Source organism: Neptunicoccus cionae (genome assembly GCF_014643735.1).
GTDB classification, from domain to species: domain Bacteria; phylum Pseudomonadota; class Alphaproteobacteria; order Rhodobacterales; family Rhodobacteraceae; genus Amylibacter; species Amylibacter cionae.
This window is the reverse complement of sequence record NZ_BMKA01000001.1, coordinates 515,122-537,943: the sequence shown is the minus strand read 5'-3', so window position 1 is coordinate 537,943 and position 22,822 is coordinate 515,122. Positions and strand designations below refer to the sequence as shown.

General features: G+C 57.4%; 20 protein-coding genes. 5 read left to right on the top strand and 15 right to left on the bottom strand.

The annotated features are described in order from the left end of the window. Positions 1-10: 10 nt before the first annotated feature. The gene (gene argF / locus IEX10_RS02380) at positions 11-937 is read right to left on the bottom strand and encodes an ornithine carbamoyltransferase (RefSeq protein ID WP_188670534.1); all 927 of its coding nucleotides are present in this window, start codon (positions 935-937) and stop codon (positions 11-13) included. After that, positions 934-2,112, bottom strand: a complete 1,179-nt coding sequence (locus tag IEX10_RS02375; protein WP_188670532.1) for an aspartate aminotransferase family protein — start codon at positions 2,110-2,112, stop codon at positions 934-936. The genes argF and IEX10_RS02375 overlap by 4 nt, the downstream gene beginning before the upstream one ends. A 309-nt stretch (positions 2,113-2,421) precedes the next feature. Between IEX10_RS02375 and IEX10_RS02370 the strand changes: the two genes are divergently transcribed. From IEX10_RS02370 to ptsP, 5 genes are all read left to right on the top strand, one after another. Continuing rightward, positions 2,422-3,294: a DMT family transporter gene (locus tag IEX10_RS02370; protein WP_188670530.1), complete on the top strand. Its 873-nt coding sequence runs from the start codon at positions 2,422-2,424 to the stop codon at positions 3,292-3,294. A 188-nt stretch (positions 3,295-3,482) separates the two neighbouring features. Beyond that, on the top strand, positions 3,483-4,067 hold the full coding sequence (locus tag IEX10_RS02365; protein ID WP_188670528.1) for a GcrA family cell cycle regulator: 585 nt from the start codon (positions 3,483-3,485) through the stop codon (positions 4,065-4,067). Between the two features lie 200 nt (positions 4,068-4,267). Further along, positions 4,268-4,720 (top strand): DUF1178 family protein, encoded by a 453-nt coding sequence (locus tag IEX10_RS02360; RefSeq protein WP_188670526.1) that lies wholly within the window; start codon positions 4,268-4,270, stop codon positions 4,718-4,720. A gap of 109 nt (positions 4,721-4,829) precedes the next feature. Beyond that, positions 4,830-6,080, top strand: coding sequence for an aspartate kinase (locus IEX10_RS02355; protein WP_188670524.1), 1,251 nt, complete (start codon positions 4,830-4,832; stop codon positions 6,078-6,080). 8 nt (positions 6,081-6,088) lie between these two features. Then, positions 6,089-8,341 carry a phosphoenolpyruvate--protein phosphotransferase gene (gene ptsP / locus IEX10_RS02350; protein ID WP_188670522.1) on the top strand — a complete coding sequence of 751 codons (2,253 nt, stop codon included), beginning with the start codon at positions 6,089-6,091 and terminating at the stop codon, positions 8,339-8,341. Positions 8,342-8,601: 260 nt separating this feature from the next. Here the strand turns inward: ptsP and recN are convergent, their stop codons facing one another. From recN to ftsW, 13 genes are all read right to left on the bottom strand, one after another. Further along, the gene (gene recN / locus IEX10_RS02345) at positions 8,602-10,254 is read right to left on the bottom strand and encodes a DNA repair protein RecN (RefSeq protein WP_188670520.1); all 1,653 of its coding nucleotides are present in this window, start codon (positions 10,252-10,254) and stop codon (positions 8,602-8,604) included. A gap of 87 nt (positions 10,255-10,341) precedes the next feature. Continuing rightward, the gene (locus tag IEX10_RS02340; RefSeq protein WP_373287401.1) at positions 10,342-11,190 is read right to left on the bottom strand and encodes an outer membrane protein assembly factor BamD; all 849 of its coding nucleotides are present in this window, start codon (positions 11,188-11,190) and stop codon (positions 10,342-10,344) included. Positions 11,191-11,319: 129 nt separating this feature from the next. Further along, positions 11,320-12,237 (bottom strand): UDP-3-O-acyl-N-acetylglucosamine deacetylase, encoded by a 918-nt coding sequence (lpxC, locus tag IEX10_RS02335; RefSeq protein WP_188671592.1) that lies wholly within the window; start codon positions 12,235-12,237, stop codon positions 11,320-11,322. Between the two features lie 149 nt (positions 12,238-12,386). Beyond that, complete coding sequence (gene ftsZ, locus IEX10_RS02330; RefSeq protein ID WP_188670516.1) at positions 12,387-14,072, bottom strand: cell division protein FtsZ; 1,686 nt, start codon at positions 14,070-14,072, stop codon at positions 12,387-12,389. A 176-nt stretch (positions 14,073-14,248) separates the two neighbouring features. After that, positions 14,249-15,583 carry a cell division protein FtsA gene (ftsA, locus tag IEX10_RS02325; RefSeq protein WP_188670514.1) on the bottom strand — a complete coding sequence of 445 codons (1,335 nt, stop codon included), beginning with the start codon at positions 15,581-15,583 and terminating at the stop codon, positions 14,249-14,251. Beyond that, positions 15,583-16,542, bottom strand: a complete 960-nt coding sequence (locus IEX10_RS02320; RefSeq protein ID WP_229678403.1) for a cell division protein FtsQ/DivIB — start codon at positions 16,540-16,542, stop codon at positions 15,583-15,585. Before IEX10_RS02320 ends, ftsA begins: the two co-directional genes overlap by 1 nt. Next, positions 16,530-17,444: a D-alanine--D-alanine ligase gene (locus tag IEX10_RS02315; RefSeq protein WP_188670512.1), complete on the bottom strand. Its 915-nt coding sequence runs from the start codon at positions 17,442-17,444 to the stop codon at positions 16,530-16,532. Before IEX10_RS02315 ends, IEX10_RS02320 begins: the two co-directional genes overlap by 13 nt. 50 nt (positions 17,445-17,494) lie before the next feature. Continuing rightward, positions 17,495-18,436 (bottom strand): UDP-N-acetylmuramate dehydrogenase, encoded by a 942-nt coding sequence (gene murB / locus IEX10_RS02310; protein ID WP_188670510.1) that lies wholly within the window; start codon positions 18,434-18,436, stop codon positions 17,495-17,497. Further along, the gene (locus tag IEX10_RS02305; protein ID WP_188670508.1) at positions 18,420-18,749 is read right to left on the bottom strand and encodes a DUF2484 family protein; all 330 of its coding nucleotides are present in this window, start codon (positions 18,747-18,749) and stop codon (positions 18,420-18,422) included. Before IEX10_RS02305 ends, murB begins: the two co-directional genes overlap by 17 nt. A 9-nt stretch (positions 18,750-18,758) precedes the next feature. Next, on the bottom strand, positions 18,759-19,052 hold the full coding sequence (locus tag IEX10_RS02300) for a DUF2484 family protein (protein WP_188670506.1): 294 nt from the start codon (positions 19,050-19,052) through the stop codon (positions 18,759-18,761). Further along, complete coding sequence (murC, locus tag IEX10_RS02295) at positions 19,052-20,446, bottom strand: UDP-N-acetylmuramate--L-alanine ligase (protein ID WP_188670504.1); 1,395 nt, start codon at positions 20,444-20,446, stop codon at positions 19,052-19,054. The genes IEX10_RS02300 and murC overlap by 1 nt, the downstream gene beginning before the upstream one ends. 1 nt (position 20,447) lies before the next feature. Next, positions 20,448-21,536 (bottom strand): UDP-N-acetylglucosamine--N-acetylmuramyl-(pentapeptide) pyrophosphoryl-undecaprenol N-acetylglucosamine transferase, encoded by a 1,089-nt coding sequence (locus IEX10_RS02290; protein ID WP_188670502.1) that lies wholly within the window; start codon positions 21,534-21,536, stop codon positions 20,448-20,450. An 8-nt stretch (positions 21,537-21,544) separates the two neighbouring features. Next, the gene (ftsW, locus tag IEX10_RS02285; protein WP_188671588.1) at positions 21,545-22,717 is read right to left on the bottom strand and encodes a putative lipid II flippase FtsW; all 1,173 of its coding nucleotides are present in this window, start codon (positions 22,715-22,717) and stop codon (positions 21,545-21,547) included. Between the last annotated feature and the right edge of the window lie 105 nt (positions 22,718-22,822).

The window sequence follows — 22,822 nt, the reverse complement described above, 5'->3', positions numbered from 1 at the left end:
CTTGAAGGCCTTACACACCCAGACAGTGACGCATCACCGCTTTTTGCGCGTGCAGCCGGTTCTCCGCTTCGTCAAAGATCACCGATTGAGGGCCGTCCATCACAGCGCTGGTGACTTCTTCATCGCGGTGCGCAGGCAGACAGTGCATGAACAGCGCGTCCGGCTTGGCCTGCGCCATCAGTGCGTCATTCACCTGATAGGGGCGCAGCTGGTTGTGCCGCCGCTGGCGCGAGGATTGGTCGTCGTGCATGGAAAGCCATGTGTCCGCAACGATCAGATCGGCCCCTTCCACAGCTTTGCCCGCATCCCGTTCAATGCTGACATTCACACCCTGCTCCCGCGCCAATCCGACGAATTCGGCCTCGGGGTCCAGCCGTTCGGGACCGGAGAAGGTGAAATCAAACCCGAACTGTCCCGCGGCATGCAGGAAGGACGCGCAAACATTGTTGCCATCGCCCATCCAGACCACTTTCTTGCCCTTGATCGACCCGCGGTGTTCTTCATAGGTCATCACATCCGCCATGATCTGGCAGGGATGGGTGCGGTCGGTCAGACCGTTGATGACCGGCACATCAGAATATTCCGCCAGTTCCAGCAGGATACTTTCGTCAAAGGTGCGGATCATGATCATATCCACATACCGCGACAACACCCGCGCGGTATCGGCGATGGTTTCACCGTGGCCAAGCTGCATTTCCGTGCCCGACAACACCATCGTCTGACCGCCCATCTGGCGCACGCCCAGATCGAAAGAAACCCGCGTCCGCGTGGACGGTTTCTCAAAAATAAGCGCAACCATCTTGTTGGCGAGCGGCTGTTCTGCGTCTGGCGTGCCTTTAGACTGTCCAAGGCGGGCCTGTTTCATGCTGTTTGCCTGATCCAGTATATCCCGCAGAACGGCTTTGTCGGTTTTGTGGATGTCCAGAAAATGGGTCATTGTGCTGCCTTCAATTGAGTTGCGGCCTGATCCAGAAGATCAATAGCCTGGCCGATCTCGGCCTCTGAGATATTAAGGGGGGGCAACAGACGGATCACATTGTCCCCGCCCGGCACCGTCAGGACACCGACGTCATACCCTGCACGCACCACGTCAAGATTGGTAACCTTGCATTTGACGCCGATCATCAGACCCAGCCCCCGCACTTCTTCAAAAATATCAGGATGGCTTGCCACCAGCCCCTCCAGTTTTTGCCGCATTAGTCCCGATTTCTCGGAAACCTCGCCCAAAAATTCCGGCGTGGCGACAATATCCATCACCGCACCACCCACGGCGCAAGCCATCGGGTTGCCGCCATAGGTGGACCCGTGGGTGCCTGCAACCATACCACTCGCGGCGTCTTCTGTTGCCAGACACGCACCCAGCGGGAACCCCCCGCCGATGCCCTTGGCCACAGCCATAATATCAGGAGTCACACCGGACCATTCGTGCGCGAACAGTTTGCCCGTCCGCCCCATACCGCACTGAATTTCGTCAAAAATCAGCAACAGGCCATGTTCGTCACACAGATCGCGCAACGCTTTCATTTTCTCGTCCGACACAGGGACGATACCGCCCTCGCCTTGTATCGGCTCGATCAAAATGGCCGCAGTTTCCGCATCAATCGCGTCTTTCAGTGCGGCGTCGTCGTTCACGTCCACATGCACAAAGCCGGGCATCATGGGGCCAAACCCTTTGGTCAGTTTCTCAGCCCCTGCTGCGGCAATCATCCCGAGGGAGCGGCCGTGGAAACTGTCCTTGAACGCGATGATTTTATAGCGCTCCGGCTGGCCCTTGTTGCTGAAATACTTGCGCGCCATCTTCACCGCGCACTCCATGCTTTCGGTGCCAGAGTTGGTAAAAAACATCGTATCCGCAAAGGTCGCTTCCACCAGCTTATCAGCCAGCGCCTGCTGGTTGGGAATTTGGTAAAGGTTCGACGTATGCCACAGCTGCGTTGCCTGATGTTGCAGGACTTCAACCAACTTGGGATGAGCATGGCCAAGCGCATTCACCGCGATGCCAGCCCCCATATCCAGATAGCGGCGATCCTGATCGTCCACCAGCCAGCTTCCTTCGCCTTTGACAAACGTCAAAGGAGCGCGCGCGTATGTAGGCAGAACTGCGGGGATCATCAGGATTTTCCTTTTCTTAAAAATGAAGCCAATCCGTGCCGGATTGAAAGCATCGAGTCAATTGTGGATAGGGGGTTGGTTCAAACAAACGAAAACGGGCCCGCAAGTTGGGCCTTTCAAACTTTAGCGTCGGCGTCGCGACGAATGGGTTTCGTAGGTAGTGAACATGCTAACGGCATAGGGTTTGTTTTGCCCCTTGTCCAGCAAAGATCGCGCCACATGCGATATTGCCCCCTCCCGCGCGGGAGCGCTTGCAGAACGCGTGGGCGCGGGATAGGTCCGTGCCATTCCTTACCTCAGGCAATTTTCATGGCACCCGCTGCACATAATCCCAAACGCGCCGCCATTATGATCCTGCTGGCCGCCAGCCTGATCGCAAGCACTACGATCGTTGCCAAATACCTCGGGACGCTGGGCACGCCGCTGCATCCCTTACAGGTTTCAGCGGGGCGGTTCGTCTTTGCTTTTCTCGCGCTCCTTGCATTTTCAGCCATAACACGACCGAAAATCTCCAATCCACAGGTCGGCTTGCATTTGGGGCGCTCTCTTTTCGGGTGGGTGGGTGTGACGCTGATGTTCACCGCCGTTGCCCGTATTCCGGTGTCAGACGCCACCGCGATCAGCTTCTTGAACCCAGTGTTCGGCATGATGCTTGCGATCCCCATCCTAGGCGAAAAAGTTGGCAGGTGGCGCTGGTCTGCGGCTGGCATCGCCCTGTTTGGTGCAGTGATCCTGTTGCGACCGGGGGGTGGCAGTTTCCAACCCGCAGCTTTGTTCGCGCTTGCAGCAGCCCTGTTCATGGGGCTGGAGGTGGTGCTGATCAAACTGCTATCAGGGCGCGAGCCGCCGATGCAAATCCTGCTTTTTAACAACGGGATAGGTGCAACGCTCGCCTTAACGGCCGCATTGTTCGTCTGGACCACCCCCACATGGGACCAGTGGATCGGTCTGTGCCTGATCGGATTGCTGATGGTTTGCGGGCAGGCGCTGTTCATTCAGGCAATGCGCAGCGCCGAGGCGTCTTTCGTGCTGCCTTTTTCCTACTCGACACTGGTTTTCGCCGCAGTTTACGATTTCTGGGCCTTTGATGCGCGGCCCGATGGGATCTCTGTTACTGGCGCGACTGTTATCCTTGGGGGCGCTGCCCTGTTGGCATGGCGCGAAATGCGGATCAAAAATTGAAGCGCCACCGGTTTGCCCTGAACCGTTTCTGCGGCATTTTCGGTATAACTCCGCCTTATTGAAACCCGCTGTTTCCTTTCGGCTTGTCATCGACCTGTGACACGGTAGAATGACGTTTGACCAGAAAAATAGCGCCAGCCTCTGTGCGGTGCAGGGGAAAGCCCCGGAAATGACTGTGGAGTGATACGATGTCCTGGACTGATGACCGCGTAGAAATGCTGAAGACCATGTGGGGCGAAGGCAAAAGCGCCAGCCAGATTGCCAAGGAACTGGGCGGCGTAACACGCAACGCCGTGATCGGCAAAGTGCACCGTCTGGGCCTGTCCAATCGTGCAGCCCCTGCTAAAACTGCTAAGGAAAAACCTGCCGTCAAGGAAGCTGCCAAGCCAAAAGCGGCGCCAAAACCCGCAGCCGAACCGGCCGAGGAACCCGCTGCTGCGGCATCGCCTGCCTCAAAAGCTGCGGAAAAACCTGTCAGCCTGCCTGCGCGCAAACCGATCATCACAGCCGGACAGCCCCTGCCCCCGCAGCCGTCCAACTCTGAAATCAGCGCCGAAGCTTTGGCCACTGTTGCCGAAGTTGAAAAGAAAGCAAAGAAATTGGTGCTTATGGAACTGACAGAACGCACCTGCAAATGGCCTATTGGTGATCCGGCGACAGATGACTTTTGGTTCTGCGGCCTTGGCGTTCAGACTGGCAAACCCTACTGCGAAGCCCATAACGCCGTTGCCTTCCAACCAATGTCCGCACGGCGCGACCGCCGCGCCCGCTAAGGCATCAGGCACGCAATTTGACACATCCTTCCTGCGCACTCCCCCAAGGGAGCGTGCGCAGGATCGCAGCCCGAACGGCCACGCCGCGGCTGACTTAAACGGTCCCCTTAACTGGTAATTGACCTTGCACTGCGCTCCCCAATATTGTCATCGCTATACAATACCCTAGGTTCCCTATAGGGTGCAGAAAGAGCAGCGACATGATTTCTTACACTTTAAAATGCGAACACGGCCACCAGTTTGACAGCTGGTTTCAATCGGCAGAGGCTTTCGACAAGCTGCTTGCCGCCGATATGATCACCTGCTCGGTCTGTGGTGCGCTTGGAGTGGAGAAAGCCGTCATGGCCCCGCGAGTGCGCACCGGCCGCGATGCTGCCCCCCGCCCTGTTACGCCAACTTCGGAAAAATCCGTTGGCCCGCTGTCCGCACCAGCCTCTCCCGCGGAGCAGGCACTGGCCGAGCTGCGCAAGATGGTTGAGAAAAATTCCGAAAACGTGGGTGAAGATTTCGCTACAGAGGCCCGCCGCATCCATGAAGGTGAAGCGCCGGAACGGTCGATCTACGGGCAGGCCAAACCGGATGAAGCCAAGGCACTGATCGAGGAAGGCATCCCCGTGGCGCCGCTGCCTTGGGGAAATCGCAAAACAAACTAACCCCACGACTGACCGGCCTGTTATGGCCATCATTCCTTTTCTCTTTCCCTTGGCTGTCAACCGGCGTAAAAGATGCGCGAATTGACAATAGCCGTGGACCCATCCCGATATGCCCCGATTGGTAATGAAATTTGGCGGAACGTCAGTGGCCGATCTGGCCCGGATCGCTAACGCTGCAGACAAAGTCCGGCAGGAAGTCGAAAACGGCTATGAGGTCGTTGTAATTGTGTCTGCCATGTCCGGTAAAACGAACGAACTGGTGGGATGGGTGCGCGACAGTGCCCCTGAAAACGGACTGTATGATCGCGCGGAATATGACGCGGTTGTCTCCTCGGGTGAGAATATCACTTCGGGGCTGATGGCCCTGCGCTTGCAGGAAATGGGTGTTCCGGCCCGCAGCTGGCAGGGCTGGCAGGTGCCGTTGAAGTGTACCGGAAAGCATGAAAGCGCGCGGATTGATGCAATCCCGACGGAAAATCTGGACGCTTCTTTCGCGTCCGGCTGCAAAGTCGCCGTTGTGGCCGGCTTTCAGGGTGTAATGGATGACGGGCGGATTGCCACGCTTGGGCGTGGTGGGTCTGACACGACCGCTGTTGCCTTTGCTGCCGCACTGGAAGCAGAGCGTTGCGACATCTACACGGATGTGGACGGGATTTACACCACAGATCCCCGCATCGTGTCGGATGCCCGCAAATTGCACCGCATTTCTTATGAGGAAATGCTGGAGCTTGCCTCGCTCGGGGCGAAAGTTCTGCAAACCCGCTCTGTCGAACTCGCCCGCTCTTACCGCGTGCGCCTGCGGGTTCTGTCCAGTTTTGAAGACGATATCTCTGCCGACGTTGGCACACTTGTATGTTCAGAGGAAGAAATCATGGAAAACATTCGCGTTGTTAAGGGCGTGGCCTACTCTCGTGACGAAGCCAAGATGACCCTCGTTTCTGTTGCGGACCGCCCTGGTGTGGCCGCTGCAATCTTTGGTCCGCTGGCAGACGCAGGGGTGAACGTGGATATGATCGTGCAGAACATCTCAGAGGACGGTCGCACCGATATGACCTTCTCTTGCCCGACCGATCACGTGCCTTTGGCCGAAGCCGCCATGCAAGCCGCTGCCGACTCCGGAGAGCTGAACTTCCGCGATCTAATCACCGATAAAAACGTCGCCAAGATTTCGATCGTGGGCAACGGGATGCGGTCCCAAGCAGGTGTTGCCAAGAAAATGTTCAAGATTTTGGCCGATGAAGGGGTGAACATCCGCGTCATCACAACCTCCGAGATAAAAATTTCTGTGCTCGTCGACCGGAAATATATGGAACTGGCCGTCCGCGCACTGCATGATGAGTTCGAACTCGCAGTGGAATAGGCGGTACGGTGGTACACTCACGGCTCGATAGCAGGCAACTGCTCACCAAACTTCGTGACACATTGGCGGAGGACGGTGACGGACAGCAACGGTTGGATCACATCACCCAACTGGTTGCACAAGGGGTGGGCACTGAAGTGTGCTCGGTCTATCTGCGTCGGGACCGCCAGACGCTGGAACTATGCGCAACCGAAGGGTTGAAGCAGGAATCCGTCCACGTCACTCGCCTGCGCTATGGCGAGGGTCTGGTGGGCCGTGTGGCGAAAGAAGCCCAACCCATCAACGCACAGAACGCCACGGTTGAACGGGGTTTCCGCTATATGCCGGAGACTGGCGAGGAGTTGTATACCTCTTTCCTTGGCGTCCCCGTGCAGCGTCTCGGAGAGGTTCTTGGCGTTCTTGTGATCCAGAGCCGTGATCAGCGGTCCTATACCGAAGACGAAGTCTACGCGCTTGAAGTTGTGGCGATGGTGCTGGCTGAAATGAAAGAGCTCGGCGCTTTCGTAGCCGAAGGCGAGGCGATGACGCCGCCTCACCAGCGCCCGATCATGTTTACCGGTGCATCTGCCCAAGAAGGTGCAGCGCGTGGGGCTGTCGTGTTGCACGATCCAAAGATCGTAATCACCAATCCCGTTGCCGATGATCCCGAAGCAGAAAAAGAACGTCTGAACGAAGCGATGGACAGCCTGCGTATTTCGGTGAACGATCTGCTGAAAACCTCGCGCAGTGATACGGATGTTGAACAGTTGGAGGTGATGGAAACCTACCGGATGTTCGCAAACTCCAAGGGCTGGCGCGCACGGCTGGAAGCCAGTATTGACCGTGGTTTGGCCGCTGAAGTCGCGGTGGAGAAAGAGCAATCTGCCACCCGCGCCCGTATGGCCCGTGTGCCCGACCCTTACCTTCGGGAACGGCTGCATGATCTGGACGATCTATCCAACCGCCTGCTGCGGATTCTGACGGGCCAGGGGCGGTCAATGGGGGATGAATTGCCCGACCGGCCAGTGCTGGTGGCGCGAAACATCGGCCCCGCCGAATTGTTGGAATACGGCAAGAAACTACGCGGCATCGTGCTGGAACAGGGTTCAGTTGGTTCCCATGCTGCAATAATTGCGCGGGCTTGGGCGATTCCAATGGTGATCCATGCGGAAGATATTACCCGTGAAGCCCTGAACGGCGACCCGATCCTTGTGGACGGCGACCAAGGCATTGCGCACCTGCGGCCTGACGACAATGTGGCCACTGCCTTTAACGACAAAATCGCGATGGCAAATCAGGCGCTGGAGCGGTTTTCCGAAATTCGTGACAAGCCTGCAGTCAGCAAAGACGGCACCCGCATCAACCTGCTGATGAACGCGGGTCTGCTGGCCGATCTACCCAGTCTTGAAGGTTCTGGCGCGGAAGGTGTGGGACTGTTTCGCACCGAATTGCAATTTCTTGTGCGAAACGAGATGCCCAAACGGACCGATCTCGCCCAGCAATACGGGCGCGTGTTTGAGGCAGCCAAAGGGAAGCCGATCACCTTTCGCACGCTCGACATCGGGTCTGACAAAGTCGTGCCTTTCCTTAAGCCCGAGGATGAACCGAACCCCGCGCTCGGTTGGCGGGCGATCCGGATTTCGCTTGATAAACCGGGCATCATGCGGATGCAGCTTGAGGCGATCCTGCGCGCAGCCAAGGGGCGTCCGGTTAACATTATGTTCCCCTTCGTGGCTCAGTTTGACGAATTTAAGGACGCCAAGGCGATCCTAGAGAAAACTGTCGAAAACGAGCTGCGTCTTGGTCACGTTATCCCTAGCGACATCAAGGTTGGCGCGATGCTCGAAACCCCGAGCCTTGCCTTTGCGCCGAACCAGTTCTTTGAAATGGCGGATTTTATTTCCATCGGCGGCAATGACCTGAAACAGTTCTTCTTTGCAGCGGACCGCGAAAACGAACGGGTGCGGCGGCGCTATGACACGCTGAATGTCAGCTTCCTGACCTTTCTGGAGCAGATCTGCGAACGGTGTTTCGAGTTCGATACCCCTGTCAGCTTCTGTGGCGAGGACGCCGGTCGCCCGCTAGAGGCCATGTGTTTCGCCGCAATCGGCTTGCGCACGCTGTCGATGCGGCCTGCCTCCATTGGTCCGGTGAAAGATCGGTTGCGCTCGGTCAATTTGGCGGAGGCGAAAGAAGCCATCAAAGAGGCGTGCCTTTCGGGCGATCAATCCGTGCGGGACCGGATGCGCAAGTGGTACGCGGATCACGTGGCGGACGATTAAGGCCTGAAACCAGTCTCTGTTCTAATCCAAACAGTTTGAAATTCATCGAGGCGTGCTGCCGCCCGCGCCTATTTGTGCGGGTGCATCTTCGCGGGATGACCCTGCAAATATGAAGCTTCATATATGAAGCGTGTTATATGAAGCTTCATTTAAGAAGCTTCATATTTGCAGTATGTTAATCGTGATTATCCTATTAAAACAGGAAACTAGCACAGGCACACCTGTGCCCGACTTAAGCAAATCGTTTCGATTGGTAAAACCTAGGACCGACGGGTCAGCAGCGTTTTGGCAGCAGCTTCGGCTTCGGGCGTGATGACATCCCCTGCCAGCATCCGCGCGATCTCGCGGGTGCGTTCGTCCACGTCCAACTTGGCCACCGTACTAAGAGTCTCGCCCGCCTTGACGGATTTGGACACCTGCCATTGATGCGCCCCTTGCGCCGCCACTTGCGGCGAATGTGTGACCACCAGAATTTGCGCGCTTTGGGCCAATGCCGCCAAACGCCGCCCGACAGCGTCAGCAGTGGCACCGCCGACGCCTCTGTCGATCTCGTCAAAGATCAACGTCACGCCCTCACTTCGTTTGGTTAGACACACCTTCAAGGCCAGCAAAAACCGCGACAGTTCCCCACCCGAGGCGATCTTGTCAATCGGGCCAGACGGTGCGCCGGGGTTGGTTGCAACCGTGAAGGCAACGTCATCGCGCCCGTCCGATCCAGCCTCTCCTTGGGTAATCTGCGTGGTGAAAACCGCCCGCTCCATTTTCAAAGGTGCCAGCTCGGCCAGCATCGCCTTGTCGAGCTTCAGTGCAGCCTTGCGGCGTGCCTCTCCCAGCTTTGAAGCAAGTGTGTCATAGCGTTCCTGTGCAGCCCGCACAGCCTGCTCCAGCGCATCTATCTGGTCAGCGCCACCGTCGATCGCCGCCAATCGCCCACGCAGGTCAGCGGCGAATTCTGCCAAAGCATCTGGCACCACGTTATGCTTGCGCGCCAAACCACGGATCGCAAACAAACGCTCCTCGGTCGCTTCAAGCTCCAGCGGATTGAAATCCAACGCATTGAGACAGTCTTCGACCCCGCGCTGCGCATCTGCCAATTCCGAAAGGGCGCGCGTGACAGCACCGATGGCGGGTTCCAGCTGCGGCCCCGCGTGATCCGAAGCGCCTTCCAGCCAGCGCAGCGCGTCTGTCATCGCCCCTTCAGCCGCATCACCTCCAAGTGCATTTGACGCCTTAGCGATGTCTTCGCGGATACGCTCGGCCCCTTGCATCAGGCGGCGACGGGTGTCGAGCGTTTCTTCTTCGCCTGCTTGCGGGTCAAGCTTGTCCAACTCTTCAACCGCGTGGCGCAGATATTCTTCGTCAGCTTGGGCCTGCACCAACGCATCCCGCGCCTTGTTGAGCGTGTCGCGCGCCGATCTTAGCGTCTTCCAAGCCCCCTGCACCGGCGCCAGATCAACACCTGCGAAGGCGTCAAGCAGCAGGCGATGCCCCTTGGGGTTTAACAGACCGCGATCATCATGTTGCCCGTGCAATTCCACCAGCAATTCGGAGAGTTTGCGCAAAGCCTCACCAGAGACCCGCCGGTCATTCACAAAAGCCGTCTTACGTCCGCTTGGCGTGTTCGTGCGGCGCAATATCAGCTCTCCCTCATCAAGCGAGAGTTCCTGATCGGCCAGCACGCGGTGAACGGGGTGAGCGTCGGGGATTTCAAAAACGGCTGTGACTTCACCCTGCTCTGCCCCGCTGCGCACCAAATCGGCCCGCCCGCGCCAGCCAAGCACAAAGCCCAAACTGTCCAGTAAAATGGATTTCCCCGCGCCGGTTTCACCCGTCAGCACGTTCAGACCTGACTGGAAGTCAAGATCCAGTCGGTCAATCAACAGCATATTACGAATAGAAAGGCCGCGCAGCATGGCGAATTATGTCCTGTTCAGACTATGGATCAAGTGGCAGCATCCGGCATCTGCACGGATGGCAGGTTCACAACGCCAAACCATCGATCAGAGCCATTCGCCCCGTGCCACCTGACGCCAGATTTGCTTTAGCCAGCCCTGACTGTCGGCGCTGGCCTCTTCGGTGGAAATCCCCCGTCCGGTCAGCAGAACATGGGTGTCCTTGTACCAGTTGGTCCCTTGAAAGTTATAGCCCAGAATAGCACCAGCCGTTTGCGCATCACTGTCAAGCCCGAGCGAAACATACGCCTCCACCAGACGGTGCAGGGCTTCGGGGGTGTGGGTGGTGGTTTGGAAATCCTCAACCACAACACGGAACCGGTTGATCGCCGCACCGAAGTGGCCTTTTTTCATGTAAAACCGGCCGATATCCATTTCTTTACCAGCAAGGTGATCCAGCGCGAGATCGAATTTCAACAGCGCGGATGAGGCGTATTCACTGTCGGGATAGTTTTCGACCGTGTTGCGCAAGGCTTGCAGTGCTTGAAAGGTGATCCCCTGATCGCGGCTTACATCGTCAATCTGGTCATAAAAGCTAAGCGCGATAAGATATTGCGCATAAGCGGCATCTTCGTCTTGCGGATAGAAATCCAGATAGCGTTGGGCTGCGCCGCGGCTTTCTTCATAAAGCTTCGCCTGATGGTAAGCAAAAGCCGACATAATAATAGAGCGTTTTGCCCAGTCGGAATAAGGATAGAGGCGTTCAACTTCGGTGAACAATTTCGCCGCATCCTCGGCTCCCTTGCGGGTGGCGAGTTTGGCCTCGGCTTGCTGGTAAATTGTTTCCGGTGGCTGGTTTTCAAGCGAAACTTCCTGTTCGCGCTGTCCACAGCCGGCAACCAGAACAACCGAAGCTGTCAGTATTCCGTAAACTGCCTTCTTGCCCATGTGCATCATACCCGCATAACCCCATCCCGCTCGCCCGACGATAGGCTGCATTTTACGGGTTAACTAGCACAAAACCAACCGAGTAAAAACGCTTTCGTCCAGTTTTGCACGAAGATTTGTGGTTTGTTTGTAACAGGTTCAAGCCAGCACAAAGTCGGTCGGCTTGATGTGTGCGCCTGGCAGGTCGTGCCACTGGTTCGGGGTACATTCGACCATTTCCCATGCGTCAGGCTGTGAAAACAGTTCGCGCAGCAGCAAGTTCGTTGCGCGGTGGCCCGCCTTTTCACCGTGATATCGCCCGATGATCGGATGTCCAGCCAGTGCCAGATCGCCCAATGCATCCAGCATCTTGTGGCGCACGCATTCATCATCACGGCGGAACCCTTCGGGATTCAACACTGTGTCGCCATCCACAACGATAGCATTTTCCAGACCACCACCCAGCGCAAGACCTGCGGATTGCATCATGTCCACATCACGGCGCAGGCAGAATGTCCGGCAATTGGACAGCTCTCGCACGAACGCACCATTGGACATTTGCAATGTTTTTGACTGTTTACCAATAGCTGCTTCGTCAAAGTCTATGGCAAACTCGATCTCGATCTTTTCGGACGGGGACAGGCTGGCAGAAAAACCGTCTACGCTGATGCTGACTTCTTTCAAGATACGGATCGCTTGCAAAGGCGCATCCAGTTCCTTCAGTCCTGCCTTGAGAATCGCTGCCACAAACGGGGCCGAGCTGCCGTCCATGATCGGGATTTCAGGTCCGTCAATTTCAATCATCGCGTTGTGGATACCTGTACCAGCCAATGCAGCCATCAGATGCTCCACTGTGGACACCTCAACACCTGCGTCATTCGCCAGACGGGTACACAGACGGGTATCGTTCACATGATCATAGCGGGCGGGGATCATATTATCGCGGTCGGTAACATCCACACGCTGGATCCAGATCCCGAAATCCGCCACAGCCGGAGAGACGCGCAACGCGGCGCGTTTGCCGGAATGCAGTCCTTTTCCAACAATCTCGATCGGGGTTTTCAGTGTTCTTTGCATCATGCACCTGTGGCTTTGCTTACCTGTTTATCTAGGGAACCTACCGCAAAAGCTCAATTCACGCTTTGTGACGCTATGTGACAGTGCTGAAACAAAGAAAGGCACGTCGGTGACGTGCCTTTCCCAAAACTTGTTAACTAAGGGTCGCCCTAGTTTGCTTGGCGACGCAAAAACGCTGGAATTTCAATGCGTTCCTGCTCCGGATCAGCGTGCTCTTCTTCTTCCGCATATTGTGGTGCGGCAGAGCTGACTTGCGGCTGTTCACGGTGCGCGGTTGCCTGCACATCGCTGTGACCTGTCATCCGAGAGATCAGGCTGTTCAGACGAAAACCCTTCGGTTTTTCTTCTTGCGCTTCACCGCTGAAGAATTTTGGCGTCTCAGCGGCCGCTTCCTGTGCACGAGGCGCTTTGGCTACGGCAGCTTCCAGACGCTGCATGGTTTCAGGGCTGACCTGACCGGGCTGAACGGCTTGTGGCGCCACAAAACCGGAGCGTTGATCAAAAAAGTTGTCAGGAGCTTCGACCGATTCAACTTGTGTCTGTTGGGGCTGGTAGGCCGGTGCAGGCAAACCGTCTTCGGTGGCTGGCTCTTCGATCACTTCGTGTTGCGCTGTCTCCTGTGGCAGTTGCTCAAACAGGCTCGGCTCGGGTGCTGAAGCTTGCGCGACAACGGTTTCCGGCTGGGATTGAACCGGCTCTGATGCTGCCATTGGTGCGGGTGCGGCTTCTTGTGCTGCGACTGGTTGCTGCTCGGCAGGGGCTTCTGCAACAGGGGCAGAGGCTGGCACAGCCACGTTGATTTCAGCGGCGCTTTGGGCCAAAGGCTCTTTCAGGGACCGGCGTGGTACAGGAATGTCCCCTGCCCCGACTGCTGCGTCGATCCCTGTTGCAACAACAGAAACGCGCATCACGTCTTCCATGCTTGGATCCATAGTGGAGCCAACGATGATGTTCGCCTCAGGGTCCACTTCCTCGCGGATGCGGTTGGCCGCTTCGTCGAGTTCGAACAATGTTAGGTCGTTGCCGCCAGTGATATTGATCAGAACGCCGCGCGCACCCTGCAAGGAAATCTCGTCCAGCAGAGGGTTCGCTATAGCTTTCTCGGCAGCCTGAATCGCGCGATCTTCGCCTGTGGCTTCGCCGGTGCCCATCATCGCTTTGCCCATCTCGTCCATAACGGAGCGGATGTCGGCAAAGTCGAGGTTGATGATACCCGGACGGACCATCAGGTCTGTCACGCCTTTGACGCCTTGGTACAGAACATCATCTGCAAGGCTGAAGGCTTCGGTGAATGTTGTTTGTTCGTTTGCAATGCGGAACAGGTTCTGGTTCGGGATGATGATCAGCGTATCCACAACCTTTTGCAGGCATTCAACGCCTTCTTCAGCCTGACGCATCCGGCGTGTGCCTTCAAACTGGAACGGTTTGGTCACAACGCCAACAGTCAGAATGCCCAGTTCCCGCGCAGCCTGCGCTACGATTGGTGCGCCACCCGTACCGGTGCCACCGCCCATACCGGCGGTGATGAAACACATGTGGCTGCCCACAAGATGATCAACGATTTGCTCGATGCTTTCTTCAGCAGCAGCAGCACCCACGCTTGGACGTGCGCCCGCACCCAAACCTTCGGTGATCTTTTCACCCAACTGAATTTTACACGTTGCCTTGGTGGACTGCAGCGCCTGTGCGTCCGTGTTAGCGACGACAAAATCAACGCCGTCCAGCGCCTTGTCGATCATGTTGTTGACCGCGTTGCCACCGGCCCCACCAATACCGAATACTGTGATCCGTGGTTTTAAGTCTACCATCTCTGGCATACGCAAATTCAATGTCATGTTCTATCCGCCTGTAGTTTTTTTGTTTCGCCGTCTGCTCAACGGTCGCTTACGCCCTGATTCGGTATGCTAAACGACTGATTCGCTCAGGTCACGAAAAATCGTCGGAATTACCGCGTATATTGTAACGGATATGGGGGATTCTGCAAGATTTTGCCGAACCAACCATACCTAGTCTACCAGTTCTCTTTGAACCACCGCATAGCGCGTTTTAGGGGCTGTCTGCCCTGCCCCGCCATCGGTAGATTAAAGTCCCAACATTCGTCCTGAGGATGGGCTGCATGCAGTGCCAAACCAACGCTTGCAGCAAAGGCAGGACCCGTTGCCGCCTGTGGAAGTCCTTGTATCCGCAGCGGTTTCCCAAGACGCACCTGCTGGCCGAGAATCCGGCTCGCAAGGCCTTCGAGACCCGGAATCTGGCTTCCCCCGCCTGTTAATACAATACGCTGGCTCGGGAGATGGTCAAAACCGGCAGCATCCAGCCGGGCGCGGACCTCTTCGAGGATTTCCTCCACGCGGGGACGCATCACCCCGATCAATTCAGAGCGGCTGATCCGGCGGCGGTCGTGGTCAAAATCGCCGGTATCTCCACCGATCTCGATCATGTCGCGGTCGTCCATTCCCGTGGCCACAACGCCGCCGTGGAAGGTTTTGATCCGCTCTGCGGTGGGGGTCGCCACCTGCAATCCCTGACCGATGTCAGAGGTCACAAGATCGCCGCCCATACGCACGGAATCCGCAAAAATCATATGCTTTTTCAGAAAGATAGAAACGCTGGTCGCGCCGCCGCCAAAGTCGATGCAAGCGCCGCCAAGTTCCTGTTCGTCCTCAACCAGCGCCGAGACACCGGCCACATAAGAAGACGACGCAAAACCGGCCAGTTCCAGATCACAGCGCTTGATACATTTCAGCAGGTTCTCAATCGCGCCGGTGTCAATGGTCAGCAGGTGCATGTCCACAGACAGCCGGTTGCCGATCTGGCCGCGCGGATCGTTCAGGCCAGAGCGGTGATCAAGCGCAAAGTTCACCGGCATGGCGTGGATCGCTTCGCGGCCCATGCCGTAATCGGGCACATCGCATTCCGCCAGCACACGGCCGATATCGTAATCCATGACCGAACCGTTTTCCAACTGCACAGCCCCCGTCACCCCATAAGATCTCGGCTCCGCGCCGGACATGCAGGCAATGACGTGATCGACACGGGTGTTCGCCATTTTCTGCGCCGCTTGCACAGCGGTGCGGATCGCCCGTTCGGTTTCTTCCATCGTGCTAACTTCGCCAAAACGCACCCCACGGGACCGCGTGGTAGCCACGCCGATCACCCGAAACGCGCCGTGGTTCGCCATTGCCGTCATGCCCTCTTGCGCGTTCATTTGCACGGACGGATCAAATTGAAGGATCATACAGGCGATCTTTGAGGTCCCGACATCCAGAATAGCCACAACACCCCGCTGCAGGGCCGCGCGACGGCGTTGTCTCATAGCACGTTGTGTTTCGTATAATTGTGTCATCAGGTTTCGCTTTCCCCATCGGCTATGGCCCGCAGCCGGTGCAGTTCTTCGACTGCCGCTGCGGTTAATCTTAGAACCGGGCGGCGCCCGTCTCTCATGTCTACAACTGTTACATCCCGCCCGAGCAGATCACGCGCGCGCTGCAGGGCCACAACCCGTTCCAGTGCGGCGACGGGATGCGCCACAGGCAGCTGGATGATCTGACCGCGATCCAGCATCACATCCCAGCGGCGCTCCCCGACGCGGCGCAATCCGCGAATGCGATCCGACAGCGGACCGGCAGCCGCCAGCAGACGCAACGCTTCGCTGGCATGGGCCTGCGCCCCTGTCCCAAGGATCAGCGGTAGTTCGAGGTAGCCCTCCCGCGCCTCAAGGACGCCAGCACGTGCGCCGACCTTATCGACAAGCTCCAGATGATCGGCACCGCGCCACACCAGTGCAGGCACACGCTCGACGATTTCCACATCCAGCACACCGCCACGCAGGAACACTCCAGCGCTTTTCACAGCATCAATCGCTTCGATCTTTTCCTTTAGCGCGGCAAGGTCCAGCTGCAGGGAGCTGACCGGAAACACCATCGGAATGGCTTCGCGAACCTGCTTGGAAACACTGGTACTGCCGCCTTGAACCTGCATCAGGTTGACGGCAAATTCGGGCCGGTTTTCGATCATAGTGCGGGCGTTGGTCACGCTTTCTGCAAGACGCGCTTGCACCACCGGGTCGGAAAAATGGTTTGCCACCAGCCCGACCACAATAGCAATCGGCAGGCCGGTGCGTATGAGCGAACGATAGAGCGGCGTCAGCCAAATCCGTTCCAGCCGGTATTTGATGCGGCTCGGACTTGGATCAGGGCGCGCAGTCGACTGATGCGCGGAACGCTCCATCCGTTCCGTGTAGGATGGTTGCGTATCGGGATCACGGTAGACCAACCGCTGGCGCGGCATATCTATCGCTGACATGATGCGTCCTCCACCAGCCAAGCCACGAGTTTACCAAACGATATGCCACAATTGTCCGCCTGCTCCGGCGCAAGGGATGTTGGCGTCATACCGGGCTGTGTGTTGGTTTCTAGCAGGATCAACCCGTTAAGACCTTTCGTTTCATCCCAGCGGAAATCGGTCCGGCTTAGCCCGCGACACCCCAAAGCATCATGGGCCCGCTGGGCATAATCCAGACAGGCATCAAAAATCTCGGCAGGGACATTTGCAGGCACTTCGTGACGGGAGCCGCCGGGCTTGTATTTGGCATCATAGTCATACCAGCCATCAGTCAGAATATCAGTCACCGTCAGCGCCTTATCCCCCATCACCGTGGTGGTCAGTTCGCGGCCGGGAATAAACTTTTCAACCATCAGCAAGTCGGGCATGTCATCGCTGATCTGCGCAGGTCCGTTGGCGGCCTCGTTCACCAGATACACCCCGACAGAAGACCCCTCGTTGAAGGGCTTCACCACATAGGGTGGTTCAATCGGGTGGCCTTTGGCGACTTCAGCGCGCGCAACAAGGCGATGTTCAGCCACCGGCAATCCGGCTGCGGCGAAAACCTCTTTGGATTTCTCCTTGTCCATCGCCAGAGCAGAGGCGAACACACCGGAGTGGGTGTAAGGAATGCGCATCCATTCAAGGATACCCTGAACGCAGCCGTCTTCACCCCAGCGACCGTGGAGCGCGTTAAAAACCACATCAGGATTCGTTTCGCGCAATTCCGCCATCAAATCCGGACCCGCGTCCAGTTCGGTGACTTCATAACCTTCTGTGCGCAACGCCTTTGCGACCTCGTGACCGGAGGAGAGTGACACCTCACGCTCAGCCGAAGGGCCGCCTTTTAGAACTGTTACGCGGTGAAATGCCCTGCTCGACATGACCGCCTCGTCTTTTGCCCCGGCCTTTAAAGGCTCTCACGGGCTATCAATTATTGTGCCGCCGGTTTGCCGACGCGCATGATTTCCCATACTAGGGTTATTCCACTGTTTTCGGAAACCCTTTTTCGCACCAATTCCCCTAAATTTTCCAAATCTGCGGCAGAAGCGCCACCTTTGTTGATCAGGAAGTTGGAATGCATCTCGCTCATCTGTGCGCCACCGATGCTAGCACCGCGCATGCCTGCATCATCAATCACCTTCCAGGCTTTCAACTCGTGGGTGTCATCCGCCTGCCCCGTTGATGAATAACCCGCCGGATTGCGGAAGGTGGACCCGCAGGAGCGTTCCTTCGTGGGTTGTGTGGCTTCCCGTTTAGCAAGCGCCTCGGTCATTTTTTGTTCAATCGCCTCAGCTTCCCCCGCATTGCCCTGCAAGGTAACTGACGTCAGGATCATTCCGTCCGGCAAAGCGGTGGAGCGATAGGCAAACCCCATATCTGCAGGTTTCAGTGTGATGCGCTGCCCCGAACGGGTGATGGCCTCAGCCTCTATAAAGACATCCGCCATGTAGGTGCCATAACAGCCCGCGTTCATCTTGGCCGCGCCGCCGATTGCGCCCGGAATGGTGCGCAGGAACGCCAGATCGATCCCCGCCTGTGCCGCTTTGCGCGCGACGTGTGCGTCCAGTGCGCCGACACCGGCACGGATGCGGCTGTTATCCAGAACCTCTATCCCGTTGAAGCCGCGCCCGAAGCGAACAACGACCCCGTCCAGACCACCATCACGAATGATCAGGTTGGAACAAACCCCGATGGGAAAGACCGGTACCGCCGGATCAAGGGCCGTTAGGAAATCCTGCAAATCCTGCAAATCGGCAGGTTGAAACAACATCTCCGCAGGGCCACCCACCCGCAACCAGCTGAGCGTGTCCATCGGACGGTTTGGCGTCAGCGTACCGCGCACCGGCGGCAGGGTCTCAATACTCAGGCTCATTCGGGTTTCTTTCGCCATCTTCAAGGTTGTGCTCTTCCAGCCAAGTGAACGGCTTTCCAGTGATCCGCGCCCATGTAAACCGTCCGATATAATAAAGCGGCCAGCGCATGATCGAACCGACACCTGCCACAAACATCACGGCGATGAAAGGGTTTCCCGCGATCCAGAGGTACGGGATCAAAGGGATCAGCAACAACAGCAGCAAAAACGCAGCCGGAGGATGATAGGGCCGACGACAAAAGGCAACAACAGTCCCCATGCCGATCCAGCAGGCCGCATAGACAATGGCCGAATTCAACCCGATCTCAAACATGCCTGCCCTCTAATAGAAATCAAACTTCGGCCCCTCAAACGCCTCGCCAGTGAATTTGGAACGGATGTAGCGCCCGAGATAGACAAGCGGCCAGCGCAGCAAAGATCCGACCGCCGCCAGAAACAACACCGCGAGAAACGGGTTTCCTGCGATCCACAGATAGGGCAGCAAAGGCACCAGCAGCAGCATCAACAGGAAGGCGCCGGGCGGGATATACCGGGCTGGCAACAGCGCGACGACTGTACCGATGCCGATCCAGCAGGCCGCAAACAAAATAGCCGAATGCAGCCCGATCCCGAACATTACCCAAGCGCTTTCGGCAGGTTATTGGCCCAAGCGCTGATCGTGCCTGCGCCAAGGCAGACCAGCAAATCACCCTCTTCGCAGTTTTCCGCCACAAAGGCCTGTAACGCGGCTTCATCTGGCACAGCAACGGCCTTGCGATGACCGTGGGCTGTCAGGCCTGCCACCAAACCGTCCCGATCCGCGCCTTCAATCGGATCTTCTCCGGCAGCGTAAACGTCTGAAATGCCGACAACATCCGCATCGTTAAAACAAGAGCAGAAGTCTTCGAACAGATCATGCAGGCGGGAATAACGGTGGGGTTGGTGTACCGCCACGACGCGCCCTTTGGTGGCCTGCTTCGCAGCGGACAGAACGGCTGTGATTTCCACGGGATGGTGGGCGTAATCGTCGATCACGGTTACGCCGTTAATCTCTCCGACGCGGGTGAAACGGCGGTTCACGCCTTTGAAGCTTCTGAGCGCCTCACGGATTTCCGCCCGTTTCAGCCCCAGATGACGGGACACCGCAATCGCCGCCAGAGCGTTGGATACATTGTGATCTCCGGGCATTGGCAGCACGACGTTCTGAATGAACTTGTCTTCGGTCTGAAGGTAAACATCAAAATAGGCCTGACCGTTTTCATAGCGCAGGTTATCCGCCCGCACATCGGCCTGTTTGTTGAACCCGTAGGTGACAACCCTGCGGTCCCCGACCCGCCCGACAAGCGCCTGCACTTCGTGATGGTCGGTGTTGCAGATCGCAACGCCATAGAAGGGAATGTTCGAAACAAACGTGTGAAACGCCTCCCGCAGGTTCTCAAAGCTGCCGTAATGTTCCATATGTTCAGGATCGATGTTGGTCACAACCGCGATCGTGGCTGGCAAACGGTTGAAGGTGCCGTCACTTTCGTCCGCCTCGACAACCATCCATTCCCCGTCACCCATCCGCGCGTTGGAGCCGTAGGCATGGATGATCCCGCCGTTAATGACAGTGGGGTCAATCCCCCCCGCATCCAGCAGGGTTGCAACCATTGTCGTGGTAGTTGTCTTACCGTGGGTGCCTGCAATCGCCACATTCGATTTCAGGCGCATCAACTCGGCCAGCATTTCTGCGCGCCGTACGATCGGCAACCCGCGGGCGCGCGCGCTGTCGAGTTCGGGGTTGCCCGGCTTAATGGCGCTGGAGATCACGACGACCTCAGCGTCCTCTAGGTTCTCGGCCATCTGCGGAAAGGAAATCCGCGCGCCCATATCGGCCAGACGATCGGTGATCTTGGAAGGCCGCAGGTCAGACCCCTGAACCGTGTAGCCGTGATTGATCAGAACTTCGGCGATCCCTGACATGCCAATCCCGCCTATGCCGACAAAATGGATCGGGCCAAGCTGGGTCGGCAGTTTCGTTGCTGAATTCATCTTATTCTCCTGCCAGTTGGGCCACCAGATCGCCAAGTTCTTTGGCGGCGTCCGGCTTGCCCTGCATCAAAGCGGCGTTTGCCATATGCAGGGCGCCCTCCCCGTCATTCAAAACGGTTGCAATATTCTGCGCCAGAACCTCGGCTGTAAGCTGGGATTCAGGGATTACAATAGACGCCCCCGCACTGGCCAGCCCTTTGGCATTGGCGGTTTGTTCGTCACGAATGGCAATCGCCAGCGGAATCAGAATAGAGGGCCGTCCGATAATGGAAATATCCGCAACACTCGACGCACCAGAGCGGCTGATCACAAGCTGGCATTCGGACATACGCGCGGGAATATCGTCAAAGAAAGGCGAAACATCTGCGTCGACACCGGACTCCGCGTAGGCTGCAACGGTTTCGTCGTGATCCTCGGCGCGGGCCTGTTGCGACACACGCAGGCGGCGCTTCAGCTCCTCCGGAAGCAACGCAATAGCCGCCGGAACGGTTTGGGACAGGATGCGGCTGCCCTGACTGCCGCCAATAGCCAGCACCGACATCGGCCAGTCACCCGGCGCGATATAACCTGCACCTGCCCGTTCAAGCACAGCGGCGCGTACCGGATTGCCAGTGAACACGCCCTCTACACCATCGGGCAGTTCTGTCGGCCACGTGCCGCACGCTACGGTGTTTACCCGTTTGGCAAAGGCTTGGTTCACGCGCCCGAGAACGCCGTTCTGTTCGTGAATAAGACGCGGTGTCTTGGTCATGATCGCAGCGATCATCGCGGGCAAAGCAGGATAACCGCCAAAGCCTGCCACAACCGCCGGAGGGTCCTGCCGCATCCGGCGCCAAGCGGACAATGCGCCCCCTGCAATGCGGAACGGCACGCCTAGCTTGGCGGACAATCCGCCCCGCGCGAATGTGCCGGAATTGACAACCTCAACCTCAACCGCTTCTGGAAAGCCGCCGGTGTAGCGTGCGCCCCGTGGATCGGTGCTGAGCCGGACACGCCAGCCGCGAGACAACATTTCTTCGGCAAGGGCCTGTGCGGGGAACATGTGCCCGCCTGTGCCGCCTGCTGCAATGACTAGTAATTTATCTGCCATGATACCCCTTATCCGCCACGGTTTTCATTCCCGAAAACGTCGCTGATATCCCCTTGGGGGCGGGTGCGTGTAAAGGCCAAAAGGAAGCCGAGCCCAATTCCTGCCGCCACCAGCGAGGAACCGCCGTAAGACACAAATGGCAGCGTCATTCCTTTGGCGGGCAACAGCCGAACCGCAACGCCCATGTTGATCAGGGCTTGCATCCCGAACAAGGCGGCAAGGCCGGTTCCGGCGAAACGGATGAAGGGATCGCGTTCATGGATCAGGCGCAGGAAAGAGCGCACGGTGACGATCATAAACAGGAAGATGATGGCCAAAACGAGGATCAGACCGTATTCCTCTGCTGCCACAGCAATGATGAAATCGGTGTGCGCATCCGGCAGGGACCATTTCACACGGCCCTCGCCCACGCCGACTCCGAAGAAGCCGCCCTCTTGGATGGCGTTGGTGGCATAGCCGATCTGGGTGCGCGGGTCGATTTCAGGGTTGAGATAACCATCAATCCGTCGTGCAAAGTGTTCGGACGAATTATAGGCGATGAACCCTGCCCCGACGACGCCCCCTGCCAGTCCGGCCAGCAGTAACATCGGCGCACCGGCCACAAAATACATCAGCGTCCAGCTTGCAAGGATCAGACAGGCCTGCCCGAAATCCGGCTGCAATGCGAGAAGGAAAGCGATCAGGACAGTCACTGCAAAAGACATGCGTTTGCCCGGCGGTCCGCCCACCTCAAAGCTGGCCGCCATTAGCCATGCAGAGAACACCACAAACCCGGGTTTAAGGAACTCTGACGGCTGCACAGAAGCAAATCCAAGCGAAATCCAGCGGGTCGCGCCTTTGCCGAAATCCGTGCCGATAAAGGGCAATGCGCAGATCGCGAGCAGGCAACAGATAAAGCCGAACACCCCAAGGCGGCGCACATGTTTGGGCGACAACATCGAAACAAGGATCATTGTGATCAATGCGATAGAGCCGAAAAACAGTTGTTTGTAGACGTAGTAAAATTGCGTCAGCCCGTTGCGTTCCGCCAATGGCACAGAGGCCGCAAGCCCTAGCAGGATACCGATCAGAAACAGCATCATGATCGCCGAGAGCGCCCATTTATCCACCGTCCGCCACCACTTTGGCAACACGGGTTCACCGGGCTTTGAAGCCACAGTGCCAAACACCATTTCCGTCATCGTAAACGCCTGTCCTTGCCTTTGCTCTGCCACATCCCGCCGCCTCTTGTTCGGGCTGACTGGGACATCTGCCAAGTCTAGTCACGATCGGCGCAAAAAGCTAGG

What these genes read in the sequence shown, in the direction of transcription:
- murB (WP_188670510.1), bottom strand. Translation starts at nt 18,436, where the DNA reads ATGAGCCTGAGTATTGAGACCCTGCCGCCGGTGCGCGGTACGCTGACG.
- IEX10_RS02320 (WP_229678403.1), bottom strand. Translation starts at nt 16,542, where the DNA reads ATGTCAGCGATAGATATGCCGCGCCAGCGGTTGGTCTACCGTGATCCC.
- ftsZ (WP_188670516.1), bottom strand. Translation starts at nt 14,072, where the DNA reads ATGACATTGAATTTGCGTATGCCAGAGATGGTAGACTTAAAACCACGG.
- ftsA (WP_188670514.1), bottom strand. Translation starts at nt 15,583, where the DNA reads ATGACACAATTATACGAAACACAACGTGCTATGAGACAACGCCGTCGC.
- IEX10_RS02290 (WP_188670502.1), bottom strand. Translation starts at nt 21,536, where the DNA reads ATGGCAGATAAATTACTAGTCATTGCAGCAGGCGGCACAGGCGGGCAC.
- IEX10_RS02365 (WP_188670528.1), top strand. Translation starts at nt 3,483, where the DNA reads ATGTCCTGGACTGATGACCGCGTAGAAATGCTGAAGACCATGTGGGGC.
- IEX10_RS02315 (WP_188670512.1), bottom strand. Translation starts at nt 17,444, where the DNA reads ATGTCGAGCAGGGCATTTCACCGCGTAACAGTTCTAAAAGGCGGCCCT.
- IEX10_RS02305 (WP_188670508.1), bottom strand. Translation starts at nt 18,749, where the DNA reads ATGTTTGAGATCGGGTTGAATTCGGCCATTGTCTATGCGGCCTGCTGG.
- recN (WP_188670520.1), bottom strand. Translation starts at nt 10,254, where the DNA reads ATGCTGCGCGGCCTTTCTATTCGTAATATGCTGTTGATTGACCGACTG.
- IEX10_RS02355 (WP_188670524.1), top strand. Translation starts at nt 4,830, where the DNA reads ATGCCCCGATTGGTAATGAAATTTGGCGGAACGTCAGTGGCCGATCTG.
- IEX10_RS02375 (WP_188670532.1), bottom strand. Translation starts at nt 2,112, where the DNA reads ATGATCCCCGCAGTTCTGCCTACATACGCGCGCGCTCCTTTGACGTTT.
- IEX10_RS02360 (WP_188670526.1), top strand. Translation starts at nt 4,268, where the DNA reads ATGATTTCTTACACTTTAAAATGCGAACACGGCCACCAGTTTGACAGC.
- argF (WP_188670534.1), bottom strand. Translation starts at nt 937, where the DNA reads ATGACCCATTTTCTGGACATCCACAAAACCGACAAAGCCGTTCTGCGG.
- lpxC (WP_188671592.1), bottom strand. Translation starts at nt 12,237, where the DNA reads ATGCAAAGAACACTGAAAACCCCGATCGAGATTGTTGGAAAAGGACTG.
- IEX10_RS02300 (WP_188670506.1), bottom strand. Translation starts at nt 19,052, where the DNA reads ATGTTCGGGATCGGGCTGCATTCGGCTATTTTGTTTGCGGCCTGCTGG.
- IEX10_RS02340 (WP_373287401.1), bottom strand. Translation starts at nt 11,190, where the DNA reads ATGATGCACATGGGCAAGAAGGCAGTTTACGGAATACTGACAGCTTCG.
- ftsW (WP_188671588.1), bottom strand. Translation starts at nt 22,717, where the DNA reads ATGACGGAAATGGTGTTTGGCACTGTGGCTTCAAAGCCCGGTGAACCC.
- IEX10_RS02370 (WP_188670530.1), top strand. Translation starts at nt 2,422, where the DNA reads ATGGCACCCGCTGCACATAATCCCAAACGCGCCGCCATTATGATCCTG.
- murC (WP_188670504.1), bottom strand. Translation starts at nt 20,446, where the DNA reads ATGAATTCAGCAACGAAACTGCCGACCCAGCTTGGCCCGATCCATTTT.